Raw genomic sequence first — 14040 nt, forward strand, 5'->3', positions numbered from 1 at the left:
CGGCATCGCATCTTAAATAAAATTCGCAACCAAGTTAGTTGTAATTTAAAAATAAGTAATTTATAGTATGGACCTTACAACCCAAAATGAGCGCATCATGACTACGCACAACATCACCACCGTCACACTCTACCGCCCTACCGGCCCTGAAGAGCTGGCACTGGTGCGCGACAGTGGCAACAAGAAATGGCCGCCCCGTCTGCCTGAGCAACCTATCTTTTACCCGGTGACCAATGTGGAATACGCAATACAGATTGCCAGGGACTGGAATGTGCCAGCAAGCGGCTCTGGCTATGTCACGCGCTTTGAGGTCAGCAAGAGCTTCATGGACAATTACCCAGTCCAGACCGTGGGTGGTGCCATACATACAGAGTGGTGGATACCGGCAGAAGATGTCGAGCTCATGAATGCCAATATCGTTGGCGAGATTGAGCTTATCCATAGTTTTACTGCCTGACGGGAGCGAGACAGCTTCTTTAAAGTGCAGCCTGCATCGTGCTATAGTCACTATGCCATCAACAATCCGCCTGGCTTGTTGGTGGCATCAGTTATTGACATTAGTATAGAGAAAAAAGCAGACCCTACCTTGACCAGCAAAAAAGATCACGCCTCCTCTCACTTGCATCCAGCACATGGCATGCCTGGTATTACAAAACTGAGCCGCCTGCTTTTCACACTATTCTGTTTCTCGTTCACCAGCCCGGCCTTTGCTTTTTCACCCACATCCAACGTCGAAGAGCTGATCTATGCAGCTATTGGTAGTGCGATAGTCAGCCTGATTGCCATGGTCGTGGTGCTGGTCAAATTGAAGATCAGTTTATTGCCGCGTTTGCTCGCCATGCTGGCGACGCCTGTGCTGGTTTTCCCGCTGTGCATGGCGGGCAGCATGGGCATGGGTTACATTGCGCATGAAATCAAGCAGTACCAGCAAGAGCAGGATGCGGCACACATCGCCCGCGTAGAAGAAGACGCCTGGCAGCATAATTTCTTGCGCATCAATACCTGTGAGGGCAATCATGAATTGCTGCAATCAGAACTGGCCTCGGGCAGGCATCAGATAGAAAACAAGTTGCGCGCCTTGAACGAATGCGTGTTGCCGCAGGCCGATGCGCAGGCATTGCGCATCCTGTTGCAAGATGCGGTGAGCAATGACAAGGATGGACGCGCCTACTGCACCTACCTGCCACCGGTTTTGCAGAGCATGAATACCGTTTTGCTGGATGTATTTGTCGAGCAAAAGCTGTCGCTCGCCTGCCCTTCGCCCAAATATGCTTATGTCCCCGACACAAGCAAAGTCGCGCCGGCATGGTGGGATATTCTGAACGATGAGCAAACCACATCAGACACCAAAGACAAAGATCGCCTGTTGACTATTTTGCGCTATTTGCAGGCGCATAATGTGGATATGAAAATCGTCGCGAATGACCGCTCGCTGCTGACTATCGCCATGGAAAGCGGCAAGGTCGATCTCCTCCTGTTTGCCCTGGATGCAGGTGTTGACCCGTACGCGCTGCCTGAGAACGATAGCATGCTGTCGCCACAGCAAATCTGGACCCTGCAAAGATTTGGCTATGCCGATGCGGGGCCAATAGCCTACAGCGAAACAGACCAGAAACGCATACAGTCACACCTGCGTGAAATGAATGGCAAGGAGGCAGCATCACTGGCAGAAAAGCTGCCCCTTAAAGGCGGCCTGGCAGCAGCCAAAGATGGCGGTGCCGGGTTACTGGCCTACCTGATCAAGAGCAGCAACAATATGCGCGAGCTTAACCGTGGTGGCGGCGATCTCATCGACGTGTATGCCGAGACATCACCTGCTGTATTGGAAGTGCTTGACCGCCTCAATGACCAGCAACTGCGCGATTTTATCTGCCCGGAGACCAGCAACAAGGGCGAAGACAGTGACAATAGCAATGGCCATGCACTGTATGCACGTGCCCTCAGCGCCGAAAATCAGGCGCTGGTCAATTTATTCAAACGACGCAAAATGCCTGAGATTTGCCCGGGCATGCCCAGGCAAGAGCAGTAACACAGACCCCGCACTTGCATGCTGCAAGTCTGTGCTGACCTGCTATCAGGTCAATGCAGGTGCCGGTTTAATATTTGGCAGCGGCACGTTCTTGCCATCGACAGTCAGACTGAATGTTGCGTCCTTGTGCACCAGCCGCACCTTGAGCATACCCTTCTTTTTATAGACAACGGTACCATTGAGGCTGAGTTCGCCATCCTTGAGTTCAAGGATATTACCGCTTTCATTAGCAATACCTGCCACGCCATCAATGGTCGAGACTTTGGTATCGCCGTCTATCTTGACGCTGCTGCTATTGGTATCGGGGGCTGCAAAGGCGGGGATATTTGCCGACAAGGCTGCCAGCATGCTGAGCAAGACAAATGTGGATTTCATTTTAGATCGTGTCATCACAAAAAAATATAGAAACACTACCCTAAGACATATCAATTGCTTTGTCAAACAGGCAAGGCAAGCAATAACGCAAGACGAAAAAAAACCTACCAGTGGCAGGTTCTTTTAAAGTCACCCAAGCCGGATTAAACGCCCTTACTATCTGTAAAGTGAATCTATATCCCAGGATGACATGTCATGTATGCCGTGTTTATCCCTGCTCCCTGGCTTATCTGCCAGGTGATACAGTTCTTTGCAACGTGAAGCTATTCTAGACAGCGCAGGCGTTCAAGTCTGTGCGCTGGCACACACACTTTCATTTCCACCGGGTTTTACCAAATGTAATTAAAGCTGCATCCAAACTGTAACTCCTTATACTCGCAGCTTATAGAATAATTAAGCTTATGTGACATGAAATTTTGCCGCGCTAATTTATCTTACTATTTACCCCAGCTTCAGTTACTGGCAATGTTGCTCAGCATCGCCCTGGTGACGCCAGCATTGCAAGCCATGCCTGTTGAAGTGCATACCCGCATCGCTGCGCCCACCATCACAGGCAAAAAAATAGCGCTGACGCTGGACGCCTGTTCGGGCAAGTTTGATGCTGAGTTGCTCGATTTTCTGATACGCAAGCGCATTCCTGCCACCATCTTTGTCACCAAGAAATGGCTGGACAAAAACCCGCAAGGTGTCGCCATCATCAAGGCCAACCTTGACCTGTTTGATGTTGAAGACCACGGCGAAAAGCATGTCCCCGCCATCATAGGCCCCGGCAGAAAAGTCTATGGTATGGCTGGTGAGCCGGACATCGCCAGCCTGCAACGTGAAGTCAGCGAAGGTGCCAAAGCCATCACCAGCACCATCGGCACGACACCGCAATGGTACCGCGGTGCCAGCGCCAAATATGACCCGCAAGCCATGGATGAAATCAAACGCATGGGCTACAAGATCGCTGGCTTCTCCCTTAACGCCGACCAGGGTGCTACCCTGCGCAAGCAAGCCATCATCAAGCAATTCAAACGCCTGCAGGCAGGCGACGTCATCATCGCCCACATGAACAAACCTGCCTCTGATTCTGCTGAAGGTTTGGCGGTGGCGCTGGCCGACACCCTGAAGCAGGGTTTTGTTTTTGTGCGGCTGGATCAGGTGGAATTGCAGAGGGTGGATTTACAAAAACAGCAGACGGCCAGACGCAGCGTTGCACTATCCAATTGATGCGGCAGATAACTGCCTGTCACCCTCCGCTGCTTCAGGCAACTTGGACGTTTCCAAGTCTCACGCTTCACTCAGTGCGCCCATCCACATCAAGATTTGGCTGGCAACATACGCCGCAACACGCCGTCTTTTTTGACCAGACCATGCCACAAGGCAGCCGCTGCATGAAAAGCTGCCAGAGCAAGCAGGATATTGGCCAGCAATCCGTGCAACTCGACGACATTATGTCTGAGCTCTTTGTTGGCAGGGTCAAATGCTGGTACTGTATATAGATTGAATAAATTATCCCCGCGTATCCATACTGCGGCTATCCCAATGATCACTATGGCCACCATGAGCAGGTACAGCAGATGATGTACGCCTACCGCCAGTTTACCCAGCATGCCGGGATCTGCCGCTGGTAACCGGGTGCCTGTGGTTCTGCGCCAGATGAGTCGCAATATCAATACTACGCCCAGCAAGACACCAAAACTGATATGCAGGCTACGCACCGTAATACGCGGCGCCCCTTTTGGGAAAAAGTCTATCGTCTGCCCGATTACCCAAAGCCCCACCACGAGAATGGCGCTGAGCCAATGGAACAGTATGGTACGGCGATCATAGACCAAGGCTGAAGTCAAAGCTGAACTTGTATGCATGAATACCCTACCCCAAAATTTGTGAACTCGAAACATTGCACGTCAATAGCAAGAGCAGGCGCCCATCATCCCGATCAAGGCCAAGACAGCATGGAAAATCATTTCTGTGCTTGCCATCCGTAATCCATTGTGTCTTGATTACATTTGCCGTTACGGTGAAAACCGGGTTAATTTCACAAAAGCCAAGTCCTTAAATCAAGTTCATTCTCAAAAGCCAGGACTTCAAGGCAAGATACTGCCCTTTAACAATATTGACCATTCCGCTTTGGCTATGGTGAAAAAGGTAAAGCTCGGTCTCTGCATGGAAATCAGCCAATTGATCAATGATATCTCTCCGAACCCATTCGGGCAAAGAATGCCACAACTCAATATCAATCTCTGATTTGCCCATTAACTGCACTGCGGCATGAATTACCTCATCTTCAGTATAGAAGCCTTTAGAGTGCATCGTTAATATTCCTATCAATTTCCTCTTAATTTCTGCCATCTCCTTTGTTTTCTGCAAATTTTGCTGACATAGCTGTGTTTCTTCAAACACGGCAAAAGCCTGCAACGTTTTTTTCCGGTCCATCGCAGATTTGATTCTCTCAAAAATCCAAGTTGCGCCTTTGTTTGCATAAATCAAATCGATTGCCTCATCACCTGGTTCGAATACCCATACGCAATTTGGCGTAGCGTCGCAAATGTGCTTAATGACGATATCAAGGCCTGTAGGTTTCGCCTCGTCTGGTTCAATCCAGCCATTAGCTTCTGTCTCCAGCATATTGATGTAATCCCCGAATAAAACAAAGGAATGCCAATTAACTTCTCCATCCGGGATAAATTTGGCCAGCCACTGGTAAATCGGCCTTGGCTCTATCTTAATATGCTCGCCAAAGCGGAATGACACCGGGTTGACGATACCTTGCACTTCTAATTCTCGTTTCCAAAGGGTTTCCGTTTTATCGAATTCCCAATTCAAAAAACAGGGAACCATAACAGTAAGTATTGCATCCATGCAGACGTCCTTCGGAGGTCGATTTTCTAAATATAGTTTAGTTCGTATGATTAAGAATAAGCTCTGACATTCGCACAGGTGAATGTGAAATAATTGCAGTTACTTTTCAGGCCTGACAGGCAAGTCTTGACTTTTAATCGCGCCGAAACTGTTAAACAGGCAGCGGGATAAGTCGGCACTTGGTGCCTGGGTACCAAACAAATAATAGCTGACACCTCATCTATCAAAATACGATCTACACCATCTGAATCAGAACTGCCTTCAGTATCACCCCACCCAAGCTCTATTCCAGCGGCCTCGCTACCAAAGAATTCCAGGCCGCCTGTGTCAGGTGCTCACGGTATTTTTTGGGTGAGGTATGCACCCGCCCTGATAACCAGGCGCGACAGTAGTTTTCTGCCTGGCCTATCAGCAGCGATGGCAGCAAATCATCGGGTATGTGTTTGATGTGATCACGCCTGCCGGGTGCGGCCCACCATGCATGCAGGTTTTTGTTGCGGCTGCGGTTACGGCTGGCCAGTTCATCAGCCTGCGGCCCTTTGGCAATTGCTGCCCGTGCCTGGTACTGGAAGCGTGCCAGTTCTGGCTGCTCAGTCACCCAATCGACATAGGCGCAAACGATCGCGGCCACGCCCTCCTGTGCGGTCTGGGCTTTGCCCAGGTAGTCTGCCAGCAGGCGCGCCTGGTCTTCGAGCGCGCTGAAGAACAGTGCTGCCACCAGGCCTTCTTTGCTGCCAAAGTGGTGATAAATATTGCCGACACTGGTGTCGCAATGCTGCTTGATGATTTCTATCGTGGTCAGGTCCAGGCCGTGTTCATTAAAACAGGCGAGTGCACCCAGCAGGATATCGCGCTTTAACTGCGCACGCCTGCCGGGGTAATTACGTTCGAGTACGTCTGCCGTTGCCAAATCTATGCTGCCTGCAAATGTGTAAGAGAGTGAATGAATATGACCATTTGATGCCGATGATACCGCAGCTCACCCGGGAGTAAACCGCTTGACACAGAAAAATGTTCTGGAATATTATTCCAAAACAGAATTTAATTCTATTTTAGAATATTATTCTAATTTAAGGTTTTTCTTATACACTTCAGGAGATAAGCAATGAGCCAGGCATTAGAGATGTTCAAACTCGGCGGCCCCGAGCAATTCAGTAAAATGGTTTGCCAGGTGGCCCCTTACTTCAGCACCATCAACCCCACACTGACTGAACTGCGCCCCGGCTATGCATCTGCCAGCGTGCCTTTTCGTCGCGAGATCACCAATCACCTGGGCACCATCCATGCGATTGCCCTGTGCAATGCGGCTGAGCTGGTGGCAGGCACGATGACGGATGTCACCATCCCCAAAGGTGCGCGCTGGATACCAAAAGGCATGACGGTCGAATACCTGGCCAAGGCCAAGACCGATGTCACGGCAGTGGCAGATGGCAGCGGCCTGGACTGGAGCACGGCAGGAGACAAGATCGTCACCGTGGATGTGGTTGATGGCGGCGGCGTCAAGGTGTTCACGGCACGTATTACCATGAATGTGAAGCTGGCGGAGTAAGCAGGCGCGGGGAATTGGCTTACCCTACCCACCGCTTCTCATACCTTGCTATCCGGTGCAATGCCGTGTACGCAAATCACCGCCGTGATGTAGGGCGCATTGCAATGCACCGCATGGCTTGTCAATGACGAAGGAAAATTGAGTGTGCCGTGGATGATGATCACATGCGGCGCATTATAATGCGCCCTACGATTATCCTTTGGCGAAACTTGTCGGGTTTGGTTTGATGGAAGGGTACGAACCGGGCATTTGCCTGACTACCCTTGCACTGCTGGCGACAACATCCTGAATCCGCCCCTGAACCTCAGCCTTGTTATCATCCCTCAAAAGCACGCACTCCATGATTACGCTCTTGCAGCTTTTCATCGTTTTCAAACCATTCTATTTCCGAGATTGCCGCTTCCTCCGCAACGACCTCATCAATAGCGGCGATGATTTCTCTTAATTCAGCGACAGGCACAGGACGCTTGAGGATTTTATCGAAGAAAGAGCGTTCATGCATGATGGCGATGCTCCACTGTTGCTCTTCAACATGGGAGCAGCCGACGATGATCTTGCTGGCACTTAAACGTGGGCTGGCAAATTCGATGAGGTAGCCCCAGTCTTCTTCCATGCAGGCAGCCTCAAAACTGGCGGGCAGTTTGGCGCATAGCCAGTTGGCCAGCGCTGCGCCGTTCTCGCTTTGCTCCAGAGGTGGCTGGAATAATGAAGTGGTAAACCTGACTTGATCGCGCATGATGGAAATGGTTGCCTGAGCCTGAAAAAGAAATGACAATGGCAGGAGCTAATTTGCATTAATATAAAGTCTAAATGATAACGCAAATTGAGGTATGTCAGGTTTGGGGCAAAAAGGCGGTAAAAAAATTTTACACCCTGACACCGGTGCAGAGTTTTCATTTTGCTGCGAGGCTGCATGGTGTCACGCAACCCAGGGAAATATCTGTGCCGCGCATGATGCGAATTATTAACCACACAGCTACACCAATCGCAGCAGATGCAAGTATCAGTATCCGGCATCCAGACGCACTCTGCTAAACTGGCTTATAAAACCTCATCTGCACAAGATAATATCTTGGACTGACACTTGCCCCCCCCCTTTATTGGATCTTCCTCATGGACTTCATACTGGAATTCTTCTTCGAAATCCTGTTTCAAGTGATCCTCTATGGCACGGGGCGCGTGCTGGTTCCAGTCCTGACTTTAGGTATGATGCGTGGTGAAGGTTTTAAGGGTGAAACACCGGCTGGCAAATCCTATTATTGGCGCGACAGCAAGGGCCTGGTCCTGAGCACCAATGTGACCATCTTTATTGGTCTTTTGTTCTGGATAGGTGTTGCAGTGGCAGCCGTGATCTATTTCAATCGCTGAACAGGACAGGCTTACGCCCTGATCCAGCCTTTGGCAATGGGCCAGGCCAGCAGATAGCGGTAAAGTTTTTCCACCGCCTGCATGAACGGATTACCCCATCTTGCCCACGCGGGCAACAGCAACAAAAAAGCGAACAGCGACACCACAAGAGCACCCAGCATATCCAGCGGAAAATGCACGCCCAGAAAAATCCTTGACCAGGCAACCGCAATACCCACAACAGCCGTTGCCATGCCCCACAGCAGTTCACCTGTCAGCAGCAGGCTGCAAGCCATGCTGGCAAAGACGATGCCGTGGTCGCTGGGGAAAGAGGGGTCGGCAGCATGTGCTATCCAGGTATGCCCCAGTCCTATCATGAAGGGACGAGGATGCGGCCAGAACATAGCCAGCAATTGACCAGTCGCCAGGGCAATGCAGCAAACCAGGCAGGCCCTGAGTGCCAGTTGGCGGCGTTGTGGCTGCCATAACCAGATAACCACCAGCGCCAGCGGGATCAGGTAAATCAGGGCATCAGCTATAAAACTGGCCAGACCTATCAGGCCTGCACCAGTCCCGGTGCCTGCGTTCAGTTGCAAAAACAGGCTGCGGTTCACTACTTCTATCGGATTCATCTACTTGTCCTGTGCAAGGTATGGGGATTGATTTGCAGGCGGTGCGCCGCGCATGCTTGCCGTGCTGCTTGCAAATGGGTGCATCGTACAAACGTCTTATACCAGAATCTTCCACACACTTTCCAGCATCGCATAGCCCTGCGCATCATATTGCCTGAGCTCGGCACGGTGATATGGGAAAAAGTCATTTTCTCCAAAATACGCCTCACTGAGTTCTGCAAAATATTCACGGTGATTGCTGATGGCATAGGCCTCTTGCAGCTCAGGCCTGTGGTCGCGGGTGACCTTGCGGTACAGCCCGGCAGCTTTGGCATTGTCGTAGGCGCGCAGGATAGCGGCATCAAGCTCGGGATGCTGGAAATGGTAGGCATGCGCCATTTCATGCAGCAGCGCATAGGGCTGGCTGTTGACCAGGGCGGTGAATTCTTTCCAGTTGCAGATTTCTATGTTACCTGCAAATTCAACGGGATAGCCATGCTCCCGCAGCCATTGCGCAGACGGATGGTGTTGCGCACCAAAGGCGCGGTAAGTGCCACTGGAGACATAGATGCTGACCTTGCGCAAACCGGTCTGAGCCTGTGCGGGCAGCTTATTGAGTCTGGCCAGTTGTTCATTCAATACTTTGATGAAGGCAGACCTGGATGCGGCATCTGCCGTTTGCAAACCCTGGTCAAACATCAGTGTCCAGCCATCTGTCTGGCTTTTCTGATAGGTGGGGGCAGCATGCGCAAGGGAAGTATTCAACAAGAGTAAAGCGGGGCAAAACAGCAGCGCCCGGCGGCGGCTGTTGATGTGGGTGCTGGGCATGAAATCTGTCTGCTGTCTGTTGAGTATGAATAAATCAGCAGGATTAAAACATGCCCGCCCGCCATGGCGCAAGCGCATGCACCATGGCGGGCGAGAATAGATCAGCGGCGGTGCGGTGCCCAGTAACCTTCCCTGAAATGCCAGGAATGGCCTACCTGCTCCCAATGATGCCCGACCCAGTAATGGCCAACGCGGGGAGGTGCCCAGTAACCACGGTGCCAGACATGGCGGCCACCTTCCCAGAACCAGGCGCCGCCTATCCAGATATATCCGGGGCTGGGGGCGACACCGATGACTTCAGCATATGGCGCGGGCGGGGCAGCCTCCACCACGACCACACCAGGTGCATAGGCAGGCTGGGCATAGACGGGCTGTGGCACAGGCTGAACCACAGGCACGGGTTGCGCGTGGTGGTAATAAGGGCGTGGTGCCACGACACAGCCTGTCATGGCGGTGGCAGCGGCCAGGGCTGCCAGGCTAAGGGGGATTGCTTTCATTTTTATAACTCCAGTTTGATAGACGCTTGGTGACGCACCGTGCGCCCAGGCATGCTCCAGGCTGCCTTGTGTAGAGTTAACGGCTATCTTAAAAACCATGTTGACGGGGTTTTGTAATGATTTGTAGCAGCCAGATTGCAAGGCCGTAGCACCGGTAAGCAAATGAAACAACCCTGCGCAAGAAAAGCGCTTGCCCGCATGCGCTTTGTATTGCACACTTTATATTGCACACTTTATATTCCACACTGCCCGGCCCCACAAAATCATCTACCTGGAGACAACATGCGCATCAACAAAAACTTCGCCATTGCCGCTGCATTTTTTGCAGGCCTGATTGCCTCACCCCTGATGCAACATCTGGTCAGCGATGCCCATGCCGATGCGCCTGGCCTGACTGCCAGCATCACAGACTTGCTGGCGATCAAGCATGATGACTTGCCCAGGACCGGCAACCCTGAGCTCAATGCCCGCCCCCTGGTGGTCACGGACAATGCCACGGTCGGCATACAATCCGGCAATATTGCCAAGCACATACACCCGCAGACTGACGAAATCCAGTACATCATCGAAGGCAGCGGCAGCATGTGGCTGGGCAAAGAGCGCAAAGACTTCAAACCCGGCAGCCTGATCGTGATACCCAAAGGTACAGCCCACGGTGGCAGCATCGTCAGCAACGGCCCCGTCAAAGCCATCGCCATCAAGATCCCGCCTCAGGGCAAGACGGATACGGTGTTTGTGGATTGATGTTTGATAGCGGTGATTTGGCGGCAGCAATTTGTTGGCAGCAGCGTGCCACAATTCGTAAGGTGCGCTATGCCCACCGTTTTTTGACACCCCAATTCGTGATCAGCTTAAATTGAAACTTGAACGGTGTGCGCCGCGCACCCTACTACTGTATTTACCTATTTTTATTGATCCCTGCCCTACTCGCTATACATGAAACCTACCATGCGCTCATCCGATGCTGAAACCAGAGTTACCCCAGGCAAGTCAATGCCAGTATTTTTGTTATTTGGCCTGACATGTTGCCTGCCCAGCCTTGCCATGGCGGATGACTGGAGCGGGTTTCTGGGATTGCTTATCGTCCTGTTTTCACTCCCAGTTGCTGCCATCAGTCTCATAGCCAGTCTGGTGCTGGTCAGCAAGGGCAAGTTCAGACAACCTGGATTTTTCATAAAGTATGCCGCCGTTTTTACAATTGTCGCTGTCGTACTCGTGATTGCCAGCTACACGTGGAATGACAAGAAGTCACTACACTATGCGTTTATAGGTGAATCCATACTGCTGTTCATCATTCTGCTACCGGGGTTCATACAATATCTGCGGCGGCATCTGTATGATGAAAAAAATTGATGTTCAGCCTGGATTGCAGCCAGCGGCAGCCTATTTATCGACAAGAGAAATAACATGAATTATGTAAAGGCAGCAATTACAGAACAGGATGCAGCAAGAATCAGGTCTGACATCAAGGCAAGCACGCATTTATATGAACTTGCCAGAATGTATGTGGAGACCATGACAAAACACCAGTGGATGATAGACCGCGTCGGCAATTCTTATCTGTACAGGGCAGCCGTCCCACGCCTTGACTCTGCAATATCCAACGTATACGCCTACTTTTACGAGGGCAGGCTCTATGAAATGCTGGTTACGTGGGTGTTTGTCCGTTTTTCTGTCGAAGTCACCATGAACGACGCTTCATTAAATTGGCAGGATGCGAGGCTGCAAAGTTCCTTTAAGTTGGCCTTTCTGGAACTGGGCCTGCCTTTTCAGAGTGCTGCGGATGTATTTACCGAAAAATTAGGTATCACATTTGATCATGCTGATGCCGTTTTTGAATTTTCGGCAAAAAAACCCGGTACCCGAACAGCCCCTTATTTGGCTTAGCGTGTTTTAATAATAAATGGATAATTTTTCTCACGAGAAGTTTGCCCCATCAACGTAGCAGGCACGCGTGCGTCCCCTTAAAATCCAGACCGTTTGTGCTATCCTTACAAATAGACAATATACAACAGCTACAAACACCAACAATAAGCCATCACTTACGATGATGCCCCTGCCACTGCCAAGGCTTTATGGATAATTCACCTGACAAAAAGCCCATCTACGTCACGCAACCTCATTTGCCCCCGCTTGAGGAATTTATTCCTTACCTGGAGCAAATTTGGGGTAACAAGATACTGACCAATGGCGGGCCTTTCCATCAACAGCTGGAAGCTGCGCTGTGCGAGTACCTGGGTGTTGAACACCTGGCGCTGTTCACCAATGGCACGCTGGCGCTGGTCACGGCCCTGCAGGCCTTGCGCATTACTGGCGAGGTGATCACTACCCCTTATTCGTTTGTGGCAACGGCGCATTCGCTGCTGTGGAATGGTATCAAGCCCGTGTTTGCAGATATAGACCCGCATACCCTGAATCTTGACCCGACAAAAATCGAGGCTGCCATCACGCCGCAGACCACGGCCATCATGCCTGTGCATTGCTATGGACACCCTTGTGATGTGGAGGCGATACAGTCAATTGCTGACCGCTACAATCTGAAAATCATCTACGATGCTGCCCATGCTTTTGCGGTCAAGGACAGAGGTGCGAGCATCATGCGTCATGGTGATCTGTCGGTATTGAGTTTTCATGCGACCAAGGTATTCAATACCTTTGAGGGTGGTGCGATTATCTGCCCTGACGCCAAGACCAAGAACCATATAGATCATTTGAAGAACTTTGGTTTTGTCGATGAAACCACGGTCACGGCACCGGGCATTAACGGCAAGATGAGTGAATTCAATGCCGCGCTGGGCTTGCTGCAATTAAAGCATATAGACCAGGCACTGGCGCGACGCCGCGAGATTGATGCGCTCTACCGTGAATTGTTGAAGGACGTGCCAGGCCTGCGCTGTGTGCAGGGCGGTGGCAATGAGGTGGCGAACTGTGCCTACTTCCCTATCCTGATCAACGAGGCTTATCCTGTCAGCCGCGATGCGTTGTATGAATCATTGCGGGCGCAAAAGATCATGGTGCGGCGGTATTTTTACCCGCTGATTTCTGACTTCCCCATGTATCGTGGCTTGCCATCGGCACAAAAAGATAATCTGCCTGTCGCCCGCGTGGCGGCACAGCAGGTGCTATGCCTGCCGATTTATCCTGAGCTCAGCGATGCGCAGGTCAGCATGATCGTTGAGCACATCGCCAGTCAATAATGGAAGCGGCTCAAACGGTTGCAGATGCCGGCCCCGATATCGGCTCAGGGCTGGGTCTCAGGGTTGCCATCATGCAGCCTTATTTTTTCCCCTACATAGGCTACTTCCAGCTCATCAATGCGGTGGATTTGTTCATCGTGTATGACAATATCAAATATACCAAAAAAGGCTGGATCAACCGTAACCGCTTTTTGCAAAACGGCCAGGACTGCATGTTTTCGCTGCCGCTGAAAAGTGATTCGGATATGCTGGATATTGTTGAACGTGAACTGGCCGCCGACTTCAACCCACGCAAACTCTTGCAGCAGCTCAGCGGCGCTTATCGCCGTGCGCCTTATTTTGCACAGACCCTGCCTTTGCTGGAGGCGGTATTGCTGCATGATGACAAAAATCTGTTCCGTTTTCTGGAGCATGCCTTGCGCAAGACTTGCGCGCATCTGGGTATAGCGACTGAGTTCAGGGTGTCATCGACCATCCCCATCGCCCATGAGCTCAAGGGCAAGCATAAAGTCATGGCCCTGTGCCAGGCTGTTGGTGCGCATACCTATGTCAATGCGATAGGCGGTATGGACTTGTACGAACCACAAGAGTTCAGGCAGCATGGGTTGGAGCTTAAATTCATACGCTCGAAACCGTTTGAATATGCACAGGCTGGTGCAGACTTTGTACCCTGGTTATCGATCATTGATGTGATGATGTTCAACCCGCCCGAAATCATACAAAGCACTCTGGACCAGGGTTTTGACTTGATTTGAGCCTG

18 protein-coding genes are annotated in these 14040 nt (G+C 51.2%); 10 read left to right on the forward strand and 8 right to left on the reverse strand.

Translation table 11 applies throughout. The features are described 5' to 3' along the window. Nucleotides 1–97: 97 nt before the first annotated feature. Both UNDYM_RS20070 and UNDYM_RS20075 read left to right on the forward strand, forming a co-directional pair. A complete protein-coding gene (locus UNDYM_RS20070; protein WP_162042638.1) occupies nucleotides 98–457 on the forward strand; it encodes a hypothetical protein in 360 nt (119 codons plus the stop codon). Between the two features lie 180 nt (nucleotides 458–637). Further along, the gene (locus UNDYM_RS20075; RefSeq protein ID WP_162042639.1) at nucleotides 638–2029 is read left to right on the forward strand and encodes a hypothetical protein; all 1392 of its coding nucleotides are present in this window, start codon (nucleotides 638–640) and stop codon (nucleotides 2027–2029) included. Nucleotides 2030–2074: 45 nt separating this feature from the next. On the opposite strand, the gene UNDYM_RS20080 is transcribed toward UNDYM_RS20075, so the two are convergent. Next, nucleotides 2075–2404, reverse strand: a complete 330-nt coding sequence (locus UNDYM_RS20080; protein WP_162042640.1) for a hypothetical protein — start codon at nucleotides 2402–2404, stop codon at nucleotides 2075–2077. 465 nt (nucleotides 2405–2869) lie between these two features. Between UNDYM_RS20080 and UNDYM_RS20085 the strand changes: the two genes are divergently transcribed. Next, nucleotides 2870–3616 carry a polysaccharide deacetylase family protein gene (locus tag UNDYM_RS20085; RefSeq protein WP_162042641.1) on the forward strand — a complete coding sequence of 249 codons (747 nt, stop codon included), beginning with the start codon at nucleotides 2870–2872 and terminating at the stop codon, nucleotides 3614–3616. Between the two features lie 89 nt (nucleotides 3617–3705). Here UNDYM_RS20085 and UNDYM_RS20090 read toward each other — a convergent pair whose 3' ends face one another. The 3 genes from UNDYM_RS20090 to UNDYM_RS20100 form a co-directional block, all read right to left on the reverse strand. Further along, nucleotides 3706–4254, reverse strand: coding sequence for a cytochrome b (locus UNDYM_RS20090; protein ID WP_162042642.1), 549 nt, complete (start codon nucleotides 4252–4254; stop codon nucleotides 3706–3708). A 190-nt stretch (nucleotides 4255–4444) separates the two neighbouring features. Continuing rightward, nucleotides 4445–5251 carry a hypothetical protein gene (locus UNDYM_RS20095; protein WP_162042643.1) on the reverse strand — a complete coding sequence of 269 codons (807 nt, stop codon included), beginning with the start codon at nucleotides 5249–5251 and terminating at the stop codon, nucleotides 4445–4447. A 283-nt stretch (nucleotides 5252–5534) separates the two neighbouring features. Next, entirely contained in the window at nucleotides 5535–6161 is a 627-nt protein-coding gene (locus tag UNDYM_RS20100; protein WP_162042644.1) for a TetR/AcrR family transcriptional regulator, read from the reverse strand. Between the two features lie 195 nt (nucleotides 6162–6356). Here UNDYM_RS20100 and UNDYM_RS20105 point away from each other — a divergent pair, with 195 nt between their 5' ends. Then, nucleotides 6357–6800, forward strand: coding sequence for a hotdog fold domain-containing protein (locus UNDYM_RS20105; protein WP_162042645.1), 444 nt, complete (start codon nucleotides 6357–6359; stop codon nucleotides 6798–6800). A 316-nt stretch (nucleotides 6801–7116) separates the two neighbouring features. Here the strand turns inward: UNDYM_RS20105 and UNDYM_RS20110 are convergent, their stop codons facing one another. Continuing rightward, on the reverse strand, nucleotides 7117–7536 hold the full coding sequence (locus UNDYM_RS20110; RefSeq protein ID WP_162042646.1) for a hypothetical protein: 420 nt from the start codon (nucleotides 7534–7536) through the stop codon (nucleotides 7117–7119). 377 nt (nucleotides 7537–7913) lie between these two features. On the opposite strand from UNDYM_RS20110, the gene UNDYM_RS20115 reads away from it, so the two are divergent. Further along, a complete protein-coding gene (locus tag UNDYM_RS20115; RefSeq protein WP_162042647.1) occupies nucleotides 7914–8168 on the forward strand; it encodes a hypothetical protein in 255 nt (84 codons plus the stop codon). Nucleotides 8169–8179: 11 nt separating this feature from the next. Here UNDYM_RS20115 and UNDYM_RS20120 read toward each other — a convergent pair whose 3' ends face one another. From UNDYM_RS20120 to UNDYM_RS20130, 3 genes are all read right to left on the reverse strand, one after another. Beyond that, nucleotides 8180–8779 carry a phosphatase PAP2 family protein gene (locus UNDYM_RS20120; protein ID WP_162042648.1) on the reverse strand — a complete coding sequence of 200 codons (600 nt, stop codon included), beginning with the start codon at nucleotides 8777–8779 and terminating at the stop codon, nucleotides 8180–8182. A 96-nt stretch (nucleotides 8780–8875) separates the two neighbouring features. Beyond that, entirely contained in the window at nucleotides 8876–9586 is a 711-nt protein-coding gene (locus tag UNDYM_RS20125) for a hypothetical protein (RefSeq protein WP_162042649.1), read from the reverse strand. A gap of 101 nt (nucleotides 9587–9687) precedes the next feature. Further along, a complete protein-coding gene (locus UNDYM_RS20130; protein WP_174244959.1) occupies nucleotides 9688–10083 on the reverse strand; it encodes a YXWGXW repeat-containing protein in 396 nt (131 codons plus the stop codon). 282 nt (nucleotides 10084–10365) lie between these two features. Here UNDYM_RS20130 and UNDYM_RS20135 point away from each other — a divergent pair, with 282 nt between their 5' ends. From UNDYM_RS20135 to UNDYM_RS20155, 5 genes are all read left to right on the forward strand, one after another. Next, a complete protein-coding gene (locus UNDYM_RS20135) occupies nucleotides 10366–10827 on the forward strand; it encodes a cupin domain-containing protein (protein ID WP_162042651.1) in 462 nt (153 codons plus the stop codon). Between the two features lie 192 nt (nucleotides 10828–11019). Continuing rightward, a complete protein-coding gene (locus UNDYM_RS20140) occupies nucleotides 11020–11436 on the forward strand; it encodes a hypothetical protein (RefSeq protein ID WP_162042652.1) in 417 nt (138 codons plus the stop codon). A 162-nt stretch (nucleotides 11437–11598) separates the two neighbouring features. Then, nucleotides 11599–11970: a hypothetical protein gene (locus UNDYM_RS20145; RefSeq protein ID WP_162042653.1), complete on the forward strand. Its 372-nt coding sequence runs from the start codon at nucleotides 11599–11601 to the stop codon at nucleotides 11968–11970. Between the two features lie 188 nt (nucleotides 11971–12158). Beyond that, a complete protein-coding gene (locus UNDYM_RS20150; protein ID WP_162042654.1) occupies nucleotides 12159–13280 on the forward strand; it encodes a DegT/DnrJ/EryC1/StrS aminotransferase family protein in 1122 nt (373 codons plus the stop codon). Beyond that, complete coding sequence (locus UNDYM_RS20155) at nucleotides 13280–14035, forward strand: WbqC family protein (protein ID WP_197740928.1); 756 nt, start codon at nucleotides 13280–13282, stop codon at nucleotides 14033–14035. Before UNDYM_RS20150 ends, UNDYM_RS20155 begins: the two co-directional genes overlap by 1 nt. The last annotated feature ends 5 nt before the right edge of the window (nucleotides 14036–14040 follow it).

The organism is Undibacterium sp. YM2, from assembly GCF_009937975.1.
In the GTDB taxonomy this organism is placed as follows: domain Bacteria; phylum Pseudomonadota; class Gammaproteobacteria; order Burkholderiales; family Burkholderiaceae_D; genus Undibacterium.

Bases quoted from the DNA above. Each gene is read 5' to 3' on its own strand.
- UNDYM_RS20070 (WP_162042638.1), top strand. From the start codon at position 98: ATGACTACGCACAACATCACCACCGTCACACTCTACCGCCCTACCGGC.
- UNDYM_RS20125 (WP_162042649.1), bottom strand. From the start codon at position 9,586: ATGCCCAGCACCCACATCAACAGCCGCCGCCGGGCGCTGCTGTTTTGC.
- UNDYM_RS20080 (WP_162042640.1), bottom strand. From the start codon at position 2,404: ATGAAATCCACATTTGTCTTGCTCAGCATGCTGGCAGCCTTGTCGGCA.
- UNDYM_RS20120 (WP_162042648.1), bottom strand. From the start codon at position 8,779: ATGAATCCGATAGAAGTAGTGAACCGCAGCCTGTTTTTGCAACTGAAC.
- UNDYM_RS20075 (WP_162042639.1), top strand. From the start codon at position 638: ATGCCTGGTATTACAAAACTGAGCCGCCTGCTTTTCACACTATTCTGT.
- UNDYM_RS20140 (WP_162042652.1), top strand. From the start codon at position 11,020: ATGAAACCTACCATGCGCTCATCCGATGCTGAAACCAGAGTTACCCCA.
- UNDYM_RS20115 (WP_162042647.1), top strand. From the start codon at position 7,914: ATGGACTTCATACTGGAATTCTTCTTCGAAATCCTGTTTCAAGTGATC.
- UNDYM_RS20110 (WP_162042646.1), bottom strand. From the start codon at position 7,536: ATGCGCGATCAAGTCAGGTTTACCACTTCATTATTCCAGCCACCTCTG.
- UNDYM_RS20130 (WP_174244959.1), bottom strand. From the start codon at position 10,083: ATGAAAGCAATCCCCCTTAGCCTGGCAGCCCTGGCCGCTGCCACCGCC.
- UNDYM_RS20085 (WP_162042641.1), top strand. From the start codon at position 2,870: ATGTTGCTCAGCATCGCCCTGGTGACGCCAGCATTGCAAGCCATGCCT.
- UNDYM_RS20090 (WP_162042642.1), bottom strand. From the start codon at position 4,254: ATGCATACAAGTTCAGCTTTGACTTCAGCCTTGGTCTATGATCGCCGT.
- UNDYM_RS20105 (WP_162042645.1), top strand. From the start codon at position 6,357: ATGAGCCAGGCATTAGAGATGTTCAAACTCGGCGGCCCCGAGCAATTC.
- UNDYM_RS20095 (WP_162042643.1), bottom strand. From the start codon at position 5,251: ATGGATGCAATACTTACTGTTATGGTTCCCTGTTTTTTGAATTGGGAA.
- UNDYM_RS20150 (WP_162042654.1), top strand. From the start codon at position 12,159: ATGGATAATTCACCTGACAAAAAGCCCATCTACGTCACGCAACCTCAT.
- UNDYM_RS20145 (WP_162042653.1), top strand. From the start codon at position 11,599: ATGACAAAACACCAGTGGATGATAGACCGCGTCGGCAATTCTTATCTG.
- UNDYM_RS20135 (WP_162042651.1), top strand. From the start codon at position 10,366: ATGCGCATCAACAAAAACTTCGCCATTGCCGCTGCATTTTTTGCAGGC.
- UNDYM_RS20155 (WP_197740928.1), top strand. From the start codon at position 13,280: ATGGAAGCGGCTCAAACGGTTGCAGATGCCGGCCCCGATATCGGCTCA.